Consider the following 20,972-nt stretch of genomic DNA (forward strand, 5'->3'; position numbering starts at 1 on the left):
AGAGAAACCCGCAGGCAGAAATTTGTCTGCGGGAATCGTGATGTTATAGAGAAAAGATGATTAAGGATAATGATATGAGTAAGACACGCCCATTATTTACAGTTGTAATGCCGGCATATGGAGTAGAAAAATATCTTGCCAAAGCGGTAGAGAGTATAGAATCCCAGACATTTCAGGAATGGGAATTAATTATCGTAGAGGATGGATCTCCGGATAAAACAGGAAGTCTGGCTGAGAAATTAAAAGAGAAGGATGCAAGAATCCGGGTGATACATCATGAACAGAATAAAGGGCTCAGTGAAGCAAGAAATACAGGGATTCAACATGCAACCGGAAGATATATCTGGTTTATGGATCCGGATGATACAGTAGACATGGACCTTTTACAACAAGTGGCAGATTCTTTAGAAAAAAACAGAGCAAAACTTGTTGTTTTTGGACATCTTGAAGAATATTACAATGAAGATGGAAGCTTTGCTTATGCCCATGAGATCCGGCCAGAAGAAAAATATTTTACGGATATTGAAGAAATCCATAATTATATGATCCGATTGGAACAGGAGACGATTTATGGTTATGCGTGGAATAAAGTGTATGATCTGGACTATATCAAAGAAAATAAATTTCGCTATGAAACGGTCAGATTGATTGAGGATATCGTATTTAATATTAATTATTGTAATGATATTGATTCAATGAATTTATTGAATATTGCACCGTATCATTATGCGAAAAGAATGACAGGAAGTCTGACAACTAAGTTTGTACCGGATTATTATCCGCTTCACAGAAGACGTATTGAAATGTTACTGAATCAGCAGAGGTATTGGAGAGTAGATACGCCTCAACACTGTGCTATTCTTGGAGGACTGTATGGAAGATATATTCTTTCAGCCTTAGAAAGAAATTGCGATCATCAGTCAGGAATGAACTCAAAAGACCGAAAGCAATTTTGCAGGGAAGTATTCCGGGATCCGCTGTTTCAGCAGCTGCTTCCAAAAGCAGAAGCGAAGGACAGTAAGGCACTTAAGATTACTTTAAAATGTTTGAACACACATTCCACATTTTTGTGTACAGCACTTGGAAGAATAGTGCATATTGTGCGAACAGGAATGCCTGTGATTTATTCAAAGACGAAGTCGGAGAGATAGATCATAGAAAGAAATATCAAGCGGGAGAAAAATAATGTATAAAGTAGCAGTTATTACAATGGGAATTCGTCTGGATGATGAAAAAGGATATACAAGATTTCGCTCTGTCTGTGAATTCCTCGCAGATGCTGGTTATCAGGTTGATCTGATTACAACAACCTTTCAGCATTGGGAAAAAGCACAGCGTGATCTGGAAAAAATTAAAAATGAAAAATACAAATTTGGGGTCAAGTTCATTTATGAGCCGGGATATAAGAAAAATATTGATCTACGTAGAATCTATAGTCATAGAATTGCAGCAAAGAACCTGATGAATCTTCTTGAGAAAGAGGGAGACTATGATCTTTTATATGCTGAGATTCCACCGAATGACGTAGCACTGGCGGCGGCAGAATATGCAAAGAAGAAAGGAATTCCGTTTGTTGCAGATGTGAATGATCTTTGGCCGGAAGCAATGAGGATGATAATAGATATTCCGGTGATAAGTGATATTATCTTTTATTCCCTGCTTCGAGATGCAGAGAAAGTTTACAGACTTGCAAGTGGAGTGATCGGTACATCGGATGAATACCGTGACCGCCCGTTTAAAAGACGGAACAGAGATATTCCGAGAGAAACAGTTTATGTGGGAAATGAACTGACGGTGTTCGATGCGGGAGCAGCACAGCGGACAGCTGAGATTGTAAAAGATAAAGAAGAATTCTGGGTATCGTACGCAGGAACGATCGGAACGAGTTATGATATCCGTACGATGGTTTTGGCAGGTGAAGAACTTGCAAAACGCGGTATGCCACAGATTAAGATAAAAATTCTTGGTGGTGGACCAATGAAAGAAGAATTGGAAGAACTTGCAAATTCAAGAAAGATATCAAATGTAGAATTTGTTGGATATGCACCATATGATCTGATGGCAGCATATCTTAAGAAATCAGATATTCTGGTGAACTCTTTTGTTAAGAAGGCTCCGCAGAGCATTGTCACGAAGATCGGAGATTATCTGGCAGCAGGAAAACCAATGATCAATACTTGTATGAGTCCGGAATTCCGTGCAAAGGTGAAAAACGATGGCTTTGGTGTGAATATTATTCCGGAAGATGTAAATATTCTTGCGGATATGATTGAGAAGCTTTATAAAAATGAAGAAGCAAGAGTAAAAATGGGTGAAAAGGCACGCAAAATTGCGGAAGAACAGTTTGACAGACCAAAGTCTTACCGAAAAATAGAAGAATTAATTCGAGGATTGATTGAGAAAAATCAGAACAGGAACTAGCAAGACAGATACTAATGAGATAGACACGAAGTGCAAAGGGGATCTAATGGACAAATTAAAACAGAACTATGAAGAAATATTAGAACTTGTATTTAAGATCAGTTATCTATGTCTGGCATTTGCGACATTTATTTCTATAATTTATATATCACCAATACAGCCAATCCTTGTGAAATTGACATTAGTGTTAGGATTATTTGTGATTTTGGTCCGCATTATAAACTGGAAGAAATATAGAAAAATGCCATGTCTGATATTGATGATATTCTTTTGTCTGAGTTTTCTGCTTAGTACATTTATGAATAGACAGTATGGCATGACAGATAATCTGAAATGGATTCTCTGGACAGGAATTCAGTTTTTTGCATTATACGTATGTGATCTGGATCGTGACACGGAGAAGTACAGAAAAGAATTTAATATTCTTTCACACTTGATGATTATTGTAACGTCTGTATCTGCTGTAACAAGTCTTGTTATGATGGTTCAATCTTATTCGGAATATCTTACAACACCGGAGGGGGAATTCATTGTTACCGGGTATACCTGGGATAGATTATGGGGCGTATATACAGACCCTAATTATGGAGCGGTTTTTAGTGTGATAGGTTTTATTCTGGCTGTTTTATTCATATTTCAGCAGAAAGGAATAAAGAAACTTTTTTATGTAATTGCGGCATTACTTAATTTGGGATATGTAACCTATTCAGATTCAAGAACCGGTGAGATCGCTTTTGTTTTGTGTGGAGGATTTCTTTTATATTTTTGCCTGATTCATAGGAAGAGTGAAAACAAGAAGTATAGATATGTTAAAAATCTTTTGATCGTATTGTGTATTATGATTGTGTCAGTTGGAGGAATGCAGGTATTAAAGACAGAAAATACCAGGTATCAGACTGAAATGGCAAATAAAACTGCACAGAAGACTACAAAACCTCAGACTACAATTTCTACGAAAACGAAGAAAGGAAACAAGATTCAGACAGCAAGACATGAGAATATTGAAAAAGATGCTACCAATGGAAGAATCTCGTTATGGAAAAGTGCAGTAGAAGTCTGGCAGACAAGTCCTATATACGGAGCTGGGTATTCCACATTTATTTCATATGCAAAAGAACATGTGCCGGAGACATATGCTGTAAATAATGAAGTGGGTGATTATACGAGTATGCACAATGCATTTTTTAATACTTTGGCATTTCAGGGAATCCTTGGATTTGTTCTTTTCCTTTTGATCACATTTAGAATTATACAATATGTTTTACTTCCGGTCTTTAAGAAATCGGACAGTGATAGTTTGTATCTTATCGCAATTCTTGCCGTGGCAGGAACAGTACTTATAAGTATGTTGCTTTTATTAGACGGAATCTATACGAATTCCCCAAGTGCTTTTGCTTTATGGGTGTTCAGTGGTTATCTGGTACAATATTCATATCAGGTTCGTAGAGAGGAAAAGGGATGAAAAAGCTTCTGGTAGGATTTATCATGGATGGAAAATCAGGAGGAATTGATAAATATCTTTTGAATTTCCTGACAAAAGTGTCAAATGAAGAGGTGAGGATCGATTTTCTCACGAACGAAATTGACGTAGAGTTACAGACAGAATTAAAAAAATTCCATTCAAATTTATATGCCATTGCCAATTTGAAACATCCGGTGTCTCAATATCGGCAAGTATGTAGAATTATGAAAGAGGGGCAGTATGATGCCGTTTATCTGAATATCTCAACAGCTATTGACTGTATTGCGGCAATTGCCGCAAAGCATTCGGGGGTGGAGAGAAGAATGATTCACAGTCATTCCAGTGGAAATGATTGTGAAAGTGCTTTAAAGAGAAATCTATTTAACGGGATTCATAAGTTCTGCCGCTTGTTTTTATATCGATACGGAACAGAATTTTATGGATGTTCTGTGAAAGCCGGCGAATGGTTATTTCCAAAAAAAATAGTGAATTCATCAAAATTCTGTGTAATTCATAATGCTGTGGATAGAGAAAAATATAAGTACAGTGTGCAGAAAAGAGAAGAAATCCGAGGGAGTATGGGGATAACTGACCAATTTGTAATCGGTCATGTGGGAAACTTCTGCTATCAGAAGAATCATTATTTTCTTCTAGATGTATTTGAAGAAGTTCATAAAAAAGATCCCAACACAGTTCTGCTTCTTGCAGGAGACGGAGTCAGATTTGAAAAAGTCAGACAAATAGTTGCTGAAAAGAATCTGGAAGATGTTGTAAAACTTCTTGGAAGACGAAGTGATACGGACTATCTGTATCAGGGAATGGACGCATTTTTACTACCTTCTAATTTTGAAGGACTTCCAATTGCAGGAATCGAGGCACAGTCAGCAGGTTTACCGTGTTTTATGAGTGATGAGATAACAAAAGAATCTAAAATAACGGAAGCATGTTATTTTATTCCTCTAAAATCAGGCGCAAAATACTGGGCTGAGGAAATTTTAGACAACAGAATAGAAAGACAATCGGCAGAATTCCTTGATAATGCCGAACAGTATGACCTGGCAAATCAGGATCAGGAATTGAAGAGTTTGATTCGCTAAACTATAATTAGAAAAAGTGAACTGATCATTTTACTATATCATAATAGGAGCAAAATATGGAGCTTGTAAGTGTAATTGTACCTGTCTATAATGTGGAAAAATATCTTGCCAGATGTATTCAGAGTGTATGTGGGCAAAGCTATCAGGGATTAGAAATTATTCTTGTAGATGATGGTTCGAAAGATAAAAGTGGTGTGATCTGTGATGAATATGCAGAGCGGGATGGACGTATAAAAGTAATCCACAAGGAGAATGGCGGACTTGGAGATGCGAGAAACGCAGGTGTGGAAAAGGCAGAAGGAAAGTATCTCTTATTTATTGACAGTGATGATAGAATCCATGAAAATCTTGTGCGTGATACAGTAGAGACAGCAGAAAAAAATCAGGCGGATATGGTTATCTTTGATTATATCGGAGAAGAGGAAAATGGAAATCTGACAGATCGGTTTACATTTCCTTTTTCAGCAAACCGGGTGATAGAGGTTGCAGAAGAAAAAGAATTGATCATGAGATCCTGTTCGGCTGTAAATAAGCTGATTCGCAGAGAGCTTTGGAAAGAAAGTGGCTTTCAATTTCCAAAGGGGAGATATTATGAAGACCTGGCAACGATTCCAAAAGTTATGACAAAGACGAAAAAGATCGTGTACTTGCCGGAAGTTTATTATTATTATCTTATGCGCGACGGATCAATTATGCACAGCAGAAATTTTGAAAAGAATTATGAAGATCGTACATGGGCGGTAGATCAACTTCTTGAATATTTTGAAAGAGAAAATCTTATAGAGACATATAGAAATGAACTGGAATATCTCGTATTTGAAAATACCTATTTCGTGCCATCAAAAGAAATCGTATTAAATGACAGAAAAAGCGAATATCTTAAGAAGTTCAGAGATTATGCATACAATAAATTTCCACAGATGAATAAGAATTATTATGTGCAGCAGATAGCAGGAAAAGATAAGATCCTCTTGAAACTATTACAGTATCGAATGTATGGAATGATGGTATTGATGTCTCAGTTGAGAAGAATGAAGGACAGACTGGCAGCAGTCAGCAGGAGGTAATGTGAGTGGAACTGGTAAGTGTAGTTGTACCGGTATATAAAGTAGAACAATATCTGGAACGTTGCGTGAAAAGCATCTGTGAACAGACGTATCAGGAACTGGAAATTATACTTGTAAATGATGGATCGCCGGATCGTTGCGGTGAAATGTGTGAAGAGCTGGCTCAAAAGGATAATAGAATTCAAGTGTTGCATAAACAGAATGGTGGATTAAGTGATGCACGAAATGCCGGCGTAAAACTGGCTACAGGGAAATATTTGCTATTTGTAGACAGTGATGATTACATAGCGAAAGATCTGGTTGAAAAAACAGTGACAGAAGCTGAAAAAATGGCATGCGATATGGTTCTTTTTGATTATTATTGCGTGGAAAACGGGATAGAGGAAGTTCGGACAACACAGATTCCTGGCGGAAAAGTGATTTCTTTAGAGAAGGAACACCAATTATTGCTTGCACCACCGGCAGCCTGGGCAAAATTGTTCAACAGAGAATTTTACGTGAAAGCAGATTGTCCATTCCCAAAAGGGTTATATTTTGAAGATCTGGCAACAACACCGATATTTTTCCTGAAAGCGGAAAGAATCAGTTATTTAAAAGAACCATTATATTATTATATTATTCGCGAGAATTCAATTATGACAGGGAAAAATCATGAGAAAAGCAGTCATGATAAAATGGAAGTACTAGATCATATATTGTCGGTATATCGTGAAAATGGAAAATACGAAACTTATCGTGAAGAATTAGAATATCTTGTCTTGGCAAATGCTTATTTTGAACCATCGAAAGAACTGGTGCTTGAGGGAGAGGATGGGACATATCTTCAGAAGTACAGAGACTATGCAAAGTCAAGAATTGGGAATGTTAAGAATAATAAATACATAAATCAATGGAGTAGAAAAGATAAGCTTCATTTATGGATATTGAATTACAAACAGTATTGGCTGATGCGTCTTTTATCTAAAGCCAGAAGAATGGTATCAACAAAAATGTAAAAATCGGAAAGCAGGTAGAAAAGGTGAAAAAAATACTGACGGTCACAGTACCTTCCTATAATGTGGAAAAATTTTTAGAGAACACTCTGGACTCCTTTGTGGATGAGAGAGTGTTGGATGATATTGAAGTGCTTATTGTCGATGATGGTTCGAAAGATAAGACAGCAGAAATCGGAAGAAAGTATGAAGAAAAATATCCAGATACGTTTCGCGTGATCTCTAAGGAGAATGGAGGGCACGGTTCTACGATCAATAGAGGGATTGGTGAAGCAAAAGGAAAATACTTTAAGGTTGTAGACGGAGATGACTGGGTAGATCAGGATGGATTTGCAGAACTGATTCAAAGATTGAAAACATGCGATGCAGACTATGTATTTACTAATTATTATGAAGTGAATGACGTAACAGGCGAATTAAATCCGGTTACCTTTCCAGAAATCAGAAAAGAAGAACAGATGCCGTTTGAGATGATTGCAAATGAGACGAGAATCTCTATGCATGCGCTTGTTTTAAAAACATCAATTCTAAAAGAAAATCAGATTCGTTTAGACGAACATAGCTTCTATGTGGATGTAGAGTACATTTTGTATCCAATCCCGTATGTGAAAAATGTGATTTATTTTGATATTTTTGTTTATATGTATCGTCTTGCACAGGTGAATCAGAGTGTGAGCATGCTGGGATATCAGAAACATATGCAGAATCATATTGACGTTATTTTTCATGTACTTGATTATATTAATGCCTACAAAGAAAAAGCAGATTATGATAAATTAAAAGAATTGTATATGGCACGCAGAATAGCGGAAATGGTGCATGGACAGGTAGATGTGTTTATAAGCTTTGGTTCTGGAGATAAAGTAATACAGAAAAAATTTAAAGAATTTGATGCAGAAGTAAAAGAAAAAAATGCATATGTTTACGAAAAATCCGGAGAATTTAGCGGAATGCTGCGTCTCTTGAGAAAATCCGGATTTAGATTTTACTCGTTGATCGTCCGGTTGAGTAAGGTGCGAAATGGTTAAAGAAAGGTCGTAATATGAAGATTCACTCTGTTAAATTTAACTTTATCATGAATTTTATTATGTCAGCATCTTCAATTGTATTTCCACTGATTACATTTCCGTACATTTCAAGAGTCTTGATGGCAACCGGAAATGGTAAGGTGGCAACAGCGAGTGCTGTTATAACATACTTCAATATGTTTGCATCTTTGGGAATTCCAACCTATGGAATCCGGGCATGCGCAAAAGTAAGAGATGATAAAGAAAAATTGTCAAAAACAGTGCAGGAATTATTGATCATCAATTCAATTACGATGTTTTTAACCTGTATCGTTTTCGTAGTTACAGTAGCGTTAGTGCCGGAGTTTGCAGCAGAAAAAGAATTATATATTATTAACGGAATCGGAATGGTTCTAAATATGTTTGCTATCACATGGCTATATAACGCATTGGAGCAGTACGCGTATATTACGGTATGCAACATGGTTGTAAAACTATTATCACTGGTGTTGATGTTCCTTCTGGTACATAATCCGGAAGATTATATTGTCTATGGAGGAATTACTGTATTTGCGAGCTCTGCATCTTATGTGTTTAACTTTGTGTATGCAACAAAATTTGTTTCTTTTAAGAAAAGTGGGACATATGATTTTCGGATACATATAAAGCCGATTTTGCGTTTTTTTGCAATGGCAGCCGCAACCAGTGTTTATACGAATCTAGATGTTGTAATGCTTCGGTTCATGCAGGGGAATACAGAAGTTGGATACTATAATGCAGCAATTAAAGTAAAAACAATACTTGTTACGCTGATCACTTCTCTTGGAACAGTACTTTTGCCAAGGCTTTCTTATTATATTAAGAAAGAAAAAACAGAAGATTTTTACAGAATGATCGGGAAAGCAGTCAATTTTGTAGTTGTAGCAGGACTTCCATTGACCATTTATTTTATGCTGTATGCATCAGAATCGATTCAGTTTCTTGCAGGAGACGGGTATCAGGGCGCGGTACTTCCGATGATTATTCTGATGCCGACAGTACTTTTGATCGGTATGTCTAATATTACCGGGATTCAGATTCTTACGCCACAGAATCAGGAACAGAAGGTGTTAAATTCTATCGTGTGTGGTGCAGTTGCTGATTTCCTTCTGAATCTGGTTCTGATTCCGAAGATGGCATCATCCGGTGCAGCACTTGCTACTGTGATAGCTGAATTGGTGGTACTTCTGGTTCAATGTGTGTATTTGAAAGAGATATTAAAGGATATCATGCGGGATGTCAGTGGTATGAAAATTGGAGTAGCGATTGTAGTGGCAACCATCGGTGGGAGTTTAGTGAAGGGCTTGCTTGATTTAGAATCATTTGGCTGGAGCATGGAGATACAGTCATTTGTAATGCTTGCAATCAGCGCATGCGTGTTCTTTGGGATTTATGGAGTTGTACTCCTTATGACAAAAGAAAAACTGGTCTGGGAGATTATAGGGAACTATATCGAAAAGAAATAGGAACAATAGAGATCAGGAAACTGATTAAATAGAAAAAAGAAGGTGAGAAGTATGGATAAGACGAAAAAAACAATTTTGAAAAACTGTATCAGTAAGATCTGGAAATCGGAAATATTGTCTGCTATCACATTGAATCTTCTTTTTTTAGCTTCAATTTTAGTATTTTGTGATGTTAAATATGAAGTGTCAGATGATTTTGTGATGTCTGCGATTTTGTCAGGAGCTTATGGGGGGAGTTTAAATCCACATTTGATTTTTATCAATGTCCTGTGGGGATATCTGTTGACCCCATTCTATCTTATTTTACCAGAAATCAGTTGGTATCTTATTTTTCAGTTATTACTCTGTTTTCTTAGTTTTACAATACTTTCATATATGTTATTGAAAAAATTGAACAGATCAATGGCGCTTATGGTAATAACTTTATTATTGACTGTGTTTGGCAGTGATGCGTATATTCTTATGCAGTTCACCAAAACAGCAATGATAGCTGTCATGGCAGGCAGCCTTGTGTTTCTATGGGCGCTGTTTGAACAAAGATCGTTGCGGATAGAGATATCGGCGGCGATTTTGTGCGTAATTGGAACGTGGTTCAGGTTTAATATTATTTATCTCGCGGGCGGTTTCCTTTTATTTATTCTTATTGTAGAGATTGTCAGGGTGTGGAAAAATGAGACGGATCACAGACGTTTTTGGCTAAAGATGAGAAAAATTATCAGTGCGGGACTGCTGTTGATCTTAGTAGTAACAGGCTGCAAGTTATTTGATGATTATTCTTATAATAAGGATCCGGAATACAAATACTTCAAAGAATATAGCGAAGCAAGGGCTGCAATCGTAGATGCAAGTGATTACGGATATGAAGCGTACGCGGAAGAATTACAGAAAATCGGAATTTCAGAAAATGATTATAAGATGATGCGTAACTGGAATTTTGCAGATAATGAAGTCTTCTCTTTAGACATTATGCAGAAGGCCGCAGATATTATACAGGATTATAAAAAAAATGTAGAGATATCTAAGGAGGTAATAATAGAAGAGATACAGAACCGTGGTTTACAGGGATATCCTGTTTTCCTTGCCTGTGTGGTGCTTACAATATTAAGTATTGTTTTTCAGAGAAAAAATTGTTGGACAGCAATTGTGATATGGGGAATCGGATTTGCCTATATTTTATATTGCTTTTTGATTGAAAGAACCGTGTATCGAACGGAATATGCAGTATTTTTAGGTGGATTTTTAACACTCTTTTACTTTTGGGAAAAATTAGAATGTGAAAATAAAAGAGAATTTATTGAATATAGGAGAGTCTGTGTTATAATAAATACAGTATGTCTATTTTTGCAATTGCCGCTTTATTTACCGGATCGATCCTATCAGGATGTAGATAGTTGGGGGCGCAAGGAATATATAGAGAATACATTTTATGAGTCATGGAACTATAAAGCGAGTAAATATCGCAAAATAGTCAATAAAGGGGCGAAGTCGGAAGAACTGATCAATGAGATAGAAACACATAAGAAAAATTTGTATTTACTGGATTTTCAGACAATGATGCAAGTGTTCTATTATGACTGGAATCCGTGGAAAGCAATTCCGACAGGAGAATTTGACAATGTTTTATATCTTGCAGGTGTAACAACAAATTTCCCGGATTGCAATCAGATATTACAAACATATGATGCCGAACAGCCATTAAAAGCATTAATAAATGAGAAGGTATATCTTGTGGATTCAGAGTGGAAAACTTTAGATCAAAAAGTGCAGTATTTGCAGGAACGGTATTATCCTGAAGCAAAGGCAGAATTATACAAAGAGTTAGATGGCTATCAAATATGGAAGTTTTCAAAGGAATGAGGAAAAAAGAGAATGATTAATTTTAATGTACCACCAATCGTCGGAACAGAGATCGATTATATCAGACAAGCAATTGAAAATCATAAAATCTGTGGTGATGGAGCATTTACAAAACAATGTTCTAAATGGATTGAAGAAAATACAGGAACAGCCAAGACACTGTTGACGACATCCTGTACACATGCTACAGAGATGGCAGCAATCCTTCTGGATATTAAACCAGGGGATGAGGTGATCATGCCGTCCTATACATTTGTATCAACAGCGGATGCGTTTGTATTAAGAGGTGCCAAGGCAGTATTTGTTGATATTCATCCGGAAACAATGAATATTGATGAGAGGCTGATTGAGAATGCGATTACGGAGAAGACAAAAGCAATCGTTCCGGTTCATTATGCCGGTGTAGCCTGTAAGATGGATGAGATTTGTGCAATTGCACAGAAATATGATCTGAAAGTTGTAGAGGATGCTGCACAGGGAGTTATGGCTTCCTATAAGGGAAAAGCACTTGGTACAATCGGTGATTACGGCTGCTTTAGCTTTCATGAAACAAAGAATTACAGCATGGGAGAAGGTGGAGCACTTCTGATTCGTGATCCGGAAGATATTGAACGCGCAGAAATCGTAAGAGAAAAAGGAACAAACAGAAGTAAATTTTTCCGTGGTCAGATTGATAAATATACATGGATGGATGCGGGTTCATCTTATCTTCCAAGTGAATTGAATGCAGCATATCTCTGGGCACAGCTTGAAAAAGCACAGGAGATTTATGATGATCGAATGAAAACATGGAACAGATATTATGAAGCTTTAAAGGAACTGGAAGAAGCAGGAAAGATTGAAATGCCGGTTATTCCTGAGGATTGCGTACATAATGCTCATATGTTCTATATCAAAGCGAGAGATCTGGAGGAACGTCAGAAACTGATTGGATACTTGAAAGAGAATGGTATTATTTCCGTATTCCATTATATTCCACTGCATACAGCTCCGGCAGGTATGAAATACGGAGAATTCCGTGGGGAAGATAAGTATACGACGACTGAAAGCGAAAGACTTCTGCGTTTGCCGATGTATTATGGACTCGAAGCAGAAAATGTAGATTACATTGCGGAGAAAGTAAAAGCATTTTATAGTGGAAAGTAAAAGAACCGGTATAGTAAAAACAGAGGATAAAAGAATGAAGAGAAAATGTGTGATCTTTGGTACGACAGATTTTGGGAAAATGCTTCGATATTATTTTGAAAAATATGCAGACGTACAGATTGTGGCATATACGGTAGATAAAGCATATCTTAAAAGTGATACCTATGATGGTCTGCCGGCAGTGGCTTATGAAGAAGTTGAAAAAGCATATCCACCAACAGAATATACGATGGTTATTGCGCTTGGTTATAAGAAAATGAATCAGATTCGACAGCAGAAGTTTGAAGATGCGAAAAGAAAAGGATATAGGATCGAAAATTTTGTTCATCCGAGTGTAGTAGACGAGAGTGTTGCAATGGGCGAGGGGAATATTATTCTTGAACATGTTACATTGGCGTATGGAACAAAGATTGGAAATTCCAACATTATATGGAACGGAAGCCAGATTTCACATGAATCGCAGGTTGGAGATTATAATTTCTTTTCAGTGGATTCTGTTATCGCAGGAAAAACAGTTGTAAAGAATAATTGTTTTCTCGGAATTAACAGTACGGTACTTGGAAACAGGACGCTGGAATATGCAACACTGGTTGGGGCAGGTGCATTTGTCAAAGAGAATACAGAGCCATATAGTGTCTATGTTCCGGCACGCAGTATCTGTCTGGAAAATAAAAAAAGTACAGAGATGGCTTATACGAGATAAAGAGAAAGGAGTACACAGGTCGGATTTTAATACTTTAGAAAATCTGATCTGTGAAATGATTGAATGGATATTTCATTTGTAATTCCATGCTATTGTTCAGAAAAGAATCTGGAAGGCGTGATCAGCGAGATTGAAGCTGCAATGAAAAAAAGAGAAGGATTTGAATATGAGATTATTCTGGTCAATGACAATTCAAAAGATAATACAAAGGGATTGATCAATCGGCTTTCAAAAGAAAATGGAAGAATCATCGGAATCAATTTTGCTAAGAATTTCGGACAGCCAAACGCATTGCTGGCAGGGTTTAACCAGGCATCCGGAAAGTATATTATGACTTCAGATGATGATGGACAGACACCGGTAGGAATGGTCTGGGATTTCTATGACAAGATGCAGGAAGGATATGATGTAGTCTGCGCAAAATATACAGAGACTACACAGAAATCGGCTGTTCGAAGATTTGGTACAAAAGTGAATGAATTTATGCTGTATCATATGATTGATAAGCCTAAAGAGATAGGATTATCATCTTTTTTTATGGCAAAAAGATTTGTAGTGAAAGAGATGGTCAAATATCAGAATCCATACCCTTACATTGCAGGACTTCTACTCAGAACATCAGGAAAGATAGGAAATGTTCATCTGAAACAGAGAGAAAGAGCAACAGGAAAGAGCGGCTATAATTTTAAGAAATTATTAAAACTGTGGATCAATGGATTTACAGCATTTTCAATTAAACCTTTACGAGTCGGAAGTGCACTTGGATTTATCAGTTCTGTATGCGGAGTGTTGCTAGGAATTATCTCATTAATAAGAAAACTGATTATACCTACAATTCAAGTGGGATATACATCGCAGATGGCTGTTACACTGTTTTTAGGAGGTCTGATCCTGGGAGTGCTTGGAATTATCGGAGAGTATACAGGAAGAATTTATATGTGTATCAATAATCAGCCACAGTATGTAATAGAGAGTATTGTAAAAGACGGAGAAGACCTGTTGTAAAAAAGGTTGTAGATTTAAAGGAAGGTCGGAGCGAATGATGAAAAGAGTAATGGTAATTGCAGGGGGAACATGGCAGGTTCCACTGATTAAGAAAGTAAAAAGTTTGGGATATGAAGTAGTGAATTCAAATCTTTATGAAGATTCTATTGGATTTAAGTACGCGGATTTTACAGGTGTAATGGATGTAAGAGACAAAGAGAAGAATCTGGCACTTGCAAAGGAATATAAGATTGATGCAGTGTTGACAGATCAGAGTGATATTGCTGTTCCAACAGTAGCTTATGTTGCAGAACAGATGGGGTGTCCTGGAATTGGTCATGAAATGGCAGAACTTTTTACAAACAAATTTAAAATGAGAGAGTATTGCCGGGAAAAAAAATTTAAGTATCCGGAGTACAGATTATGTACAAATGTAGAAGAAGCAATCGAGTTCTACAGAGAATTGGGAAAAAAGGTGATTATTAAGCCATTGGATTCCCAGTCCAGCCGTGGAATATTTACGATAGAATCCGAACAGGAATTGAGGGATCGATTCGCAGAGACGGAAGCATTTACAAATAGTGGTGATTATGTGCTTGTGGAGAGATATATTGAAGGCACAGAATTTACAGTGGATGGTATTGTGATTGATGGAACACACCATACACTGGCGATCTCTCAGAAAGAACATTATTCTTATAACAGAAATATAGCCTCAAAGTTGTTTTTTACGAACTACAATGAGACATTTGATTATGACCTGCTCAGAAAAACAAATGACGAGCTGATCAGCGGAACAGGAATTAAATATGCGATCACACATTCCGAATACAAGTTCGAAGATGGAGATTATTATCTGATTGAGATGGCGGCACGTGGAGGTGGAAGTAGAATTGCTTCTGATATTGTTCCATTTATGTCAGGGGTAGACAACTATCAGCTGCTGATCAATGCAGCACTTGGCAAGACTCCATCTGTGGAAGAACTGCATATATCAGATGCGGAGAAAATGAAAGAAAGAGCAGCAGTTCTGGAATTTCTGGATATCGAATCAGAAGGAAAGAAGATTACCAAAATTGAAGGTGTCGATCAGATCAATGCGATTCCGGAAATTTTACAGCTTCAGCTTGAATTTAAAGAAGGCGATATTATAGAGAAGGCACAGGATGATCGTTCCAGAGTAGGATTTTTTATTGCACGTGCAGAATCAAAAGAGAGAATTGAAGAAATTGAAAAAGAAGTAAAGAATACATTGAAGGTATCTTTCGAATCATAGGAGAAAACATGGATATTAAGAACGAAATCATAAGAAAAATCAGAATGAATCGAATTTCTACAACAGAAGTAGCAGACTGTCTGGGGAAAACAGGCGTATTTAAAGATTCTCATGCGGTGAACAGAGGGCATTTTGCTGTGGGAAATGTAAAATGGATCTACGCATTGGATGAATCAAACTGGAGCATACATGAACAGATCCGTGAAGTGCAGGCCGGAGATGTTGTAATGATCGAAGCTTTTAACTGTGGTGACCGTGCAATTATCGGAGAGCTTGTAACAAAGTTTGCAGTACTGTATCGAGAGGCAGTTGCGATTATATCCAATGCCAATATGAGAGATGCAAATGATATCATTAAGCAGAATTATCCGATGTGGTGTAAAGGATTTAGTCCGGTGGGCTGTTTTAATAAATACATTGAAAAACCGTTAGACAGTGTAGTTGAAAAAGAACACAGAGATAAATATGAAGGAAGTATTGCTGTATGCGATGATACCGGAGTCGTAATTATTCCGAAAGAACAACATACGGAAGAGTTCTTAAAGAAACTGGAAAATATTGAAAATCAGGAAGATATCTGGTTTGAGTATCTTGATAAATATAAATGGGATACATATGATATTGTGTGTTTAAAAAAATACTTAAATGATTAATAGAGTATAAGGATGAAAGAGGATGAATAAAGAACAGTTGTTAAGTAAAAAGGAGCAGTTGTTAAGTAAGAAGGAACAAATTGAAAAAATTGCGAAGATTGTGTTGATCGCAGGAATTTTTCTCTATCCATTTCTTTGCAGCTTCTTTGGCATTGACCTGGGTGATACTGGGATTCATATGTTTAACTATGAAAATATATATAGCAATCCGGATAAAGTTGGTTTTACCTGCTATCTGACAAATGTACTTGCATGGGGATGGCTTCAGATATTTGGTGGATTAGGAATCTGGGGATTAAATCTTCTGGAAGTAATTGTGGAAATGGTTATGGCATTCGCTGTCTATAAGGTATTTCATAAATATTTGGGTGATTTACAGACATTATTCGGAATTCTTATTGCAATTATGGCATCAGATACATATTTGAATATTTTCAATTATCACCAGTTCAATGTATTTTTCCTGATTCTTATTCTTGGATTTGAATTTAAGGCTGTAGTTGAGAAGAAGTTTAAATATAGTTTTGTCGCAGGAATTTTCCTGACATTGGTTGTATTTTCCAGAATGGGTAGTATAACAGCATTGGTTACATGTTTTATCTATGTTTTCTCTTATTTATATAACAATGAAGATGTGAAATATTTTATGAAGCATCTGGGAGTCTTTGCGGGAGGAGTAGCAGCAACGTTCGGAGTTCTGGCAGCATTTCTGGCAATTACAGGTCAGGTTGAATATTTTATCAATAATATTTTTCGATTATCTGGTATTGCATCTACGGCCGGAAGCGGTTACAGCATGGAAAATCTCTGGTCTACCTTTATATTTGGAAATCTTGATGCAATTGCTTCGGGAGTTATTTACCTTGCTGCTTCTATGATTCTTCTCTTAGGAATGAATATTTTGTTTTCATTAAAAGGAATTCATCCGAAGAAAATAATCCTGAATATTGCATTCAGCGCAGTAGTGATTGGAATTGCTGTTTATATGTTGGTTTATGCATATGATGTAAATACAGTACCAAACTGGCCGCAGATGACAACAGGTCCGTCCTTTTTTATAGGTATATTGTATGTAGTAACTTTTTGCTATGTATTTTTTAACATGTATAGTAAGAATGGAAATCCAGATCTGATTATTCTTGGAATCTGTGCCATTATGCTTCCACTTCTGACAATTGCAGGTTCTAATACAGGAACAAAACATGTGATTCTTGCATTTTGGATCATTGCTCCATTTGCAGTATCCGCCGTTTGCAGGTTTGTTTTCAGTAAAGCCGCACTTGAAGCAGTTAATGCAATGACAGAAAAATATGGATTGAAAATCCGACATGGTGCAGTTTTAGCTTGTACAGGGATTATTCTTGTCTGCATGGGAGTGAAATTTGCAGACATGCTTTATTGCACAATGAATTTTGACAGTGTGGATAGAAGTTCACTTCGATATTCTGTTAACAGTGATAAATTAAAATATATGAAGACAACAGAGAGAGAAGCAGATGCTGTCAATGGTGTTCTGGATTGCATAAATCATTTAGATGAGAAGAAAGAACGTCCATTAATGGTATTTGGCGGAGCTATTTTGATGTATTCATTGAATGAAATGGAATCTTATGTACAGCCATGGGTTACCAATCCGAATTATACAGAAGAGAAACTGAAAGAAGACCTGAAACTTGCAAAAGAGAACTGGGAAGAGAAACCGGTTGTTATATTCTGCAGAACAAACAATTATTATGGGTTTGAGGAATATAATTACGATGTTTTGATTGAAAGTGAATTATATAATCAGTACAATGGAAAAAAAGACTGGTTTATGAAATTCCTGCACAGAAATGATTATCGCCTGGAATATGCAAATGATTACTATATTGTACTTGCTCCGGGAGATATGACAAAATCCGAAGATTATGATTATAACTGGTATATTGTAGGAGAATGAAGCAGTCAGGCAGCATGACAACATCGGAGTAGACATGGAAAGGTTGAAGAAAGTATGAAGAATAAGGGAGTTAAACGTGTACTTGCAATGGCGGTTGCTACAGTTCTGGTTTTGGAAACATTACCTTCTGTTACTGTATTTGCAGAAGAAACAGAAAGTACATCAGTACAAGAAGATTTAACAGAGCCACAGCAGGCACAACGAGAAGACAGAAGCAACAGCTGGAGATACAAAGATGGAACCCCAATTTTGCCTGATACAGCAGAATATCTGCGCAGTTCTTCGGATGCGTGGTATGAAGAAGACGGAAAATTCTATAATGACCAGGGAGAAGAAATCATAGGAGCTGTTGCCAAAGGAATTGATGTAAGTAAGTGGAATGGAGACATTGACTGGGCAAAAGTAAAGGCAACAGATGTAGATTATGCAATTATACGTTGTGGATATGGAGATGATGAGACAAGTCAGGATGATCCATATTGGAAGACAAATGCAGATGCATGTACAAAAGAAGGAATTCCTTTTGGTACTTATATTTATTCTTATGCAGACAGTGTGACAGCAGCAAAAAGCGAAGCAAATCATGTACTTCGTCTGATCAAAGGATATGATCTTTCTTATCCGATTTATTATGATTTGGAAGAAAATAGTGTGAGGGAAGAACTGAGCACAAAAGAGATCGCAGAAGTTGCACAGACATTCTGCAGTATCATAGAAGATGCAGGATATGATGTGGCAGTATATGCGAATAAAGACTGGTTTACAAATTATCTGACAGATTCTTATTTTGATACAGTTGACCATTGGGTTGCACAGTACAATTCTACCTGTACTTATCAGGGAGAGTATTCAATGTGGCAATGCACAGATTCTGGTACGGTTGACGGAATTGATGGAAAAGTAGATCTGAACATGGATTTCGGTGCAGAAACTACAAATAAAAAACCGGAAGCAGTTCAGAATTTAAAAGCTTCTTCCAAGATAGGTGCGGTGAATCTGTCCTGGTCAGAAGTAAAGAGGGCAGATGGATATTTAGTTTATGGAATCCGTGGTAGCGGGAAGTATGGTTATATTGGGATGACGAGCAAGACTTCCTTCTCGGATACAAAAGCATTGACGAGTGATTATAATTTTTATTGGGTATTTGCTTATCGTAAAGATTCAGAAGGAAATATGCTCGCCGGAAGTGCGCCGGAAAAATATGTTTATGGAAAAGCTCAAAAATGTGAAGCAGTAACAGACCTGAAAGCATATTCTGTCAGTGGAGGGGTAAAGTTGACCTGGACAAAATCAGAAGGTGCGGAAGGTTATCTTGTGTATGGAATTCGAGGAGAAGGAAGTTACGGATATATTGGCATGACAACAACAGGAACAACGTTTACAGATAAAAATGCATTAAGAGATGAGTATAATTTTTACTGGGTATTCCCATATCATACAGACGGTAATGGAAATAAAGTAGCGGGCGGTACAGCACACTATGTATATGGAAGAGCAGGATTATGATAAAAAAGATTCTATTTGGCAGTAAGGACAAAATGAAGTCGGCGTACTTATGGAATACATGTGCAGCAATGCTGAATGCATTCCAGACAGTATTTATACTGATGCTTATATCCCGCATTGATCCGGTGATCGATGCGGGCGTATTTACGATTGCATTTGCGATAGGAAATCTTATGATGGCGATAGGAAAATATGGAATACGCCAGTTTCAAGTGTCAGATGTCGAAGAAAAATATAGTTTTAAAGAATATACAGTTGCGAGAATCATAACGAGTATAATTATGATTGCTGCATCTTTTGTTTATGTCGGAGTGAATCTTGCATCAGGATTGTATAATTCTTCAAAATCTATAGTTATAATTCTAATCTGTCTGGCAAAAGTGATCGATGCGGTAGAAGATGTGATTCATGGAATGTTCCAGCAATATCTTCGCCTGGATGTGGCCGGAAAGATCCTGTCTATCAGAATGTGTACTTATATTTTTGTATACTTAGTATGTTATTATTTCAGCAAAAACCTTATCCTGACATCTGCAGTGGCTTTGCTTGTATCATTTATTCAGTTCGTGATATTGAATTATACGGCAATAAGAGGATTTGAAATAAAAAAGAAAACATTTGAAATTAAAAATGTTAAAAATATATTTGTAGAATGTTTTCCGCTTTTTATAGCATCTTATTTGGTGATTTACATTGGAAATGCACCGAAATATGCGATTGATAAGGTGATGTCAAGTGAAGCGCAGGCATGTTTCACCTACATTTTTATGCCAGTCTTTGTGATAAGTCTTTTGAGTCAGTTCGTCTATCAGCCGGTAATCAGCAAAATGGCTCTTTTATGGCATGAGAAAAAGATCAGTCAGTTCAATAAGCTGATCTTACGACAGATTGCTTTGATCCTGTTGCTTTCTGTGGCTGCGATCATAGGGGGATACTTACTTGGAATTCCTGTCTTGTCATTAATTTACGGTGTGGATCTGACAGATTATAAGAAATCACTTGTGATTTTGCTAATTGGAGGAGGCGCACTTGCAATTGTTAATTTTCTTCAGATGATCATTACTGTCGCAAGAAAACAAAAACTGCTGAATATAGGATATCTGTTAGCTTTTTTATTGTTTGTTTTTGGTGGAAAAACAATCACAGAAAAGCATGGAATGATTGGAATATCAGTTTTTTACACAGCAGTAGTCATGATCCTCGGAGCGGTATTTATTGTGTTGACGATAGGGATTATCAAAGGATATGCAAACAGTGATGGAAAAACAGTTGCAGAGAAAAAACAATAAATCTCCAATTAATTATTTTAAATTAAAAAACGGTATGTTAAAATAAAATTAGAAAAAGATCAGATAAA

At 36.8% G+C, this 20,972-nt stretch carries 17 protein-coding genes; all 17 read left to right on the plus strand.

Going from position 1 to position 20,972, the window contains the following annotated elements; genetic code table 11:
• Positions 1–74: 74 nt before the first annotated feature.
• Positions 75–1,151 (plus strand): glycosyltransferase family 2 protein, encoded by a 1,077-nt coding sequence (locus LI126_RS09210; protein ID WP_227165246.1) that lies wholly within the window; start codon positions 75–77, stop codon positions 1,149–1,151.
• A gap of 34 nt (positions 1,152–1,185) precedes the next feature.
• Entirely contained in the window at positions 1,186–2,421 is a 1,236-nt protein-coding gene (locus LI126_RS09215) for a glycosyltransferase family 4 protein (protein WP_020437276.1), read from the plus strand.
• A 46-nt stretch (positions 2,422–2,467) separates the two neighbouring features.
• Positions 2,468–3,883 (plus strand): O-antigen ligase family protein, encoded by a 1,416-nt coding sequence (locus tag LI126_RS09220; protein WP_227165247.1) that lies wholly within the window; start codon positions 2,468–2,470, stop codon positions 3,881–3,883.
• A complete protein-coding gene (locus LI126_RS09225; protein WP_227165248.1) occupies positions 3,880–4,980 on the plus strand; it encodes a glycosyltransferase in 1,101 nt (366 codons plus the stop codon). The genes LI126_RS09220 and LI126_RS09225 overlap by 4 nt, the downstream gene beginning before the upstream one ends.
• A gap of 56 nt (positions 4,981–5,036) precedes the next feature.
• Entirely contained in the window at positions 5,037–6,047 is a 1,011-nt protein-coding gene (locus LI126_RS09230; protein WP_227165249.1) for a glycosyltransferase family 2 protein, read from the plus strand.
• A 5-nt stretch (positions 6,048–6,052) separates the two neighbouring features.
• Complete coding sequence (locus tag LI126_RS09235) at positions 6,053–7,042, plus strand: glycosyltransferase family 2 protein (protein WP_055172993.1); 990 nt, start codon at positions 6,053–6,055, stop codon at positions 7,040–7,042.
• 23 nt (positions 7,043–7,065) lie between these two features.
• On the plus strand, positions 7,066–8,067 hold the full coding sequence (locus tag LI126_RS09240; RefSeq protein ID WP_055172991.1) for a glycosyltransferase family 2 protein: 1,002 nt from the start codon (positions 7,066–7,068) through the stop codon (positions 8,065–8,067).
• A gap of 14 nt (positions 8,068–8,081) precedes the next feature.
• On the plus strand, positions 8,082–9,551 hold the full coding sequence (locus LI126_RS09245; RefSeq protein WP_227165250.1) for a flippase: 1,470 nt from the start codon (positions 8,082–8,084) through the stop codon (positions 9,549–9,551).
• Positions 9,552–9,602: 51 nt separating this feature from the next.
• Complete coding sequence (locus tag LI126_RS09250; protein WP_227165251.1) at positions 9,603–11,408, plus strand: glycosyltransferase family 39 protein; 1,806 nt, start codon at positions 9,603–9,605, stop codon at positions 11,406–11,408.
• 12 nt (positions 11,409–11,420) lie between these two features.
• Positions 11,421–12,554 (plus strand): dTDP-4-amino-4,6-dideoxygalactose transaminase, encoded by a 1,134-nt coding sequence (gene rffA / locus LI126_RS09255; RefSeq protein ID WP_020437268.1) that lies wholly within the window; start codon positions 11,421–11,423, stop codon positions 12,552–12,554.
• 34 nt (positions 12,555–12,588) lie between these two features.
• A complete protein-coding gene (locus tag LI126_RS09260) occupies positions 12,589–13,257 on the plus strand; it encodes an acetyltransferase (RefSeq protein WP_227155817.1) in 669 nt (222 codons plus the stop codon).
• A 63-nt stretch (positions 13,258–13,320) separates the two neighbouring features.
• Positions 13,321–14,262, plus strand: a complete 942-nt coding sequence (locus LI126_RS09265; RefSeq protein ID WP_020437266.1) for a glycosyltransferase family 2 protein — start codon at positions 13,321–13,323, stop codon at positions 14,260–14,262.
• A 34-nt stretch (positions 14,263–14,296) separates the two neighbouring features.
• Entirely contained in the window at positions 14,297–15,517 is a 1,221-nt protein-coding gene (locus tag LI126_RS09270; protein ID WP_227165252.1) for an ATP-grasp domain-containing protein, read from the plus strand.
• 8 nt (positions 15,518–15,525) lie between these two features.
• Positions 15,526–16,170: an RraA family protein gene (locus LI126_RS09275; protein WP_227165253.1), complete on the plus strand. Its 645-nt coding sequence runs from the start codon at positions 15,526–15,528 to the stop codon at positions 16,168–16,170.
• A gap of 22 nt (positions 16,171–16,192) precedes the next feature.
• Positions 16,193–18,109 carry a glycosyltransferase family 39 protein gene (locus LI126_RS09280; protein WP_227165254.1) on the plus strand — a complete coding sequence of 639 codons (1,917 nt, stop codon included), beginning with the start codon at positions 16,193–16,195 and terminating at the stop codon, positions 18,107–18,109.
• Between the two features lie 54 nt (positions 18,110–18,163).
• The gene (locus LI126_RS09285; RefSeq protein WP_227165255.1) at positions 18,164–19,615 is read left to right on the plus strand and encodes a GH25 family lysozyme; all 1,452 of its coding nucleotides are present in this window, start codon (positions 18,164–18,166) and stop codon (positions 19,613–19,615) included.
• The gene (locus LI126_RS09290; RefSeq protein ID WP_227165256.1) at positions 19,612–20,904 is read left to right on the plus strand and encodes a lipopolysaccharide biosynthesis protein; all 1,293 of its coding nucleotides are present in this window, start codon (positions 19,612–19,614) and stop codon (positions 20,902–20,904) included. Before LI126_RS09285 ends, LI126_RS09290 begins: the two co-directional genes overlap by 4 nt.
• Positions 20,905–20,972: the final 68 nt, after the last annotated feature.

Origin of the sequence: Mediterraneibacter sp. 210702-DFI.5.30, from assembly GCF_020560115.1 — a bacterium.
GTDB classification, from domain to species: Bacteria; Bacillota; Clostridia; order Lachnospirales; family Lachnospiraceae; genus Mediterraneibacter; species Mediterraneibacter faecis.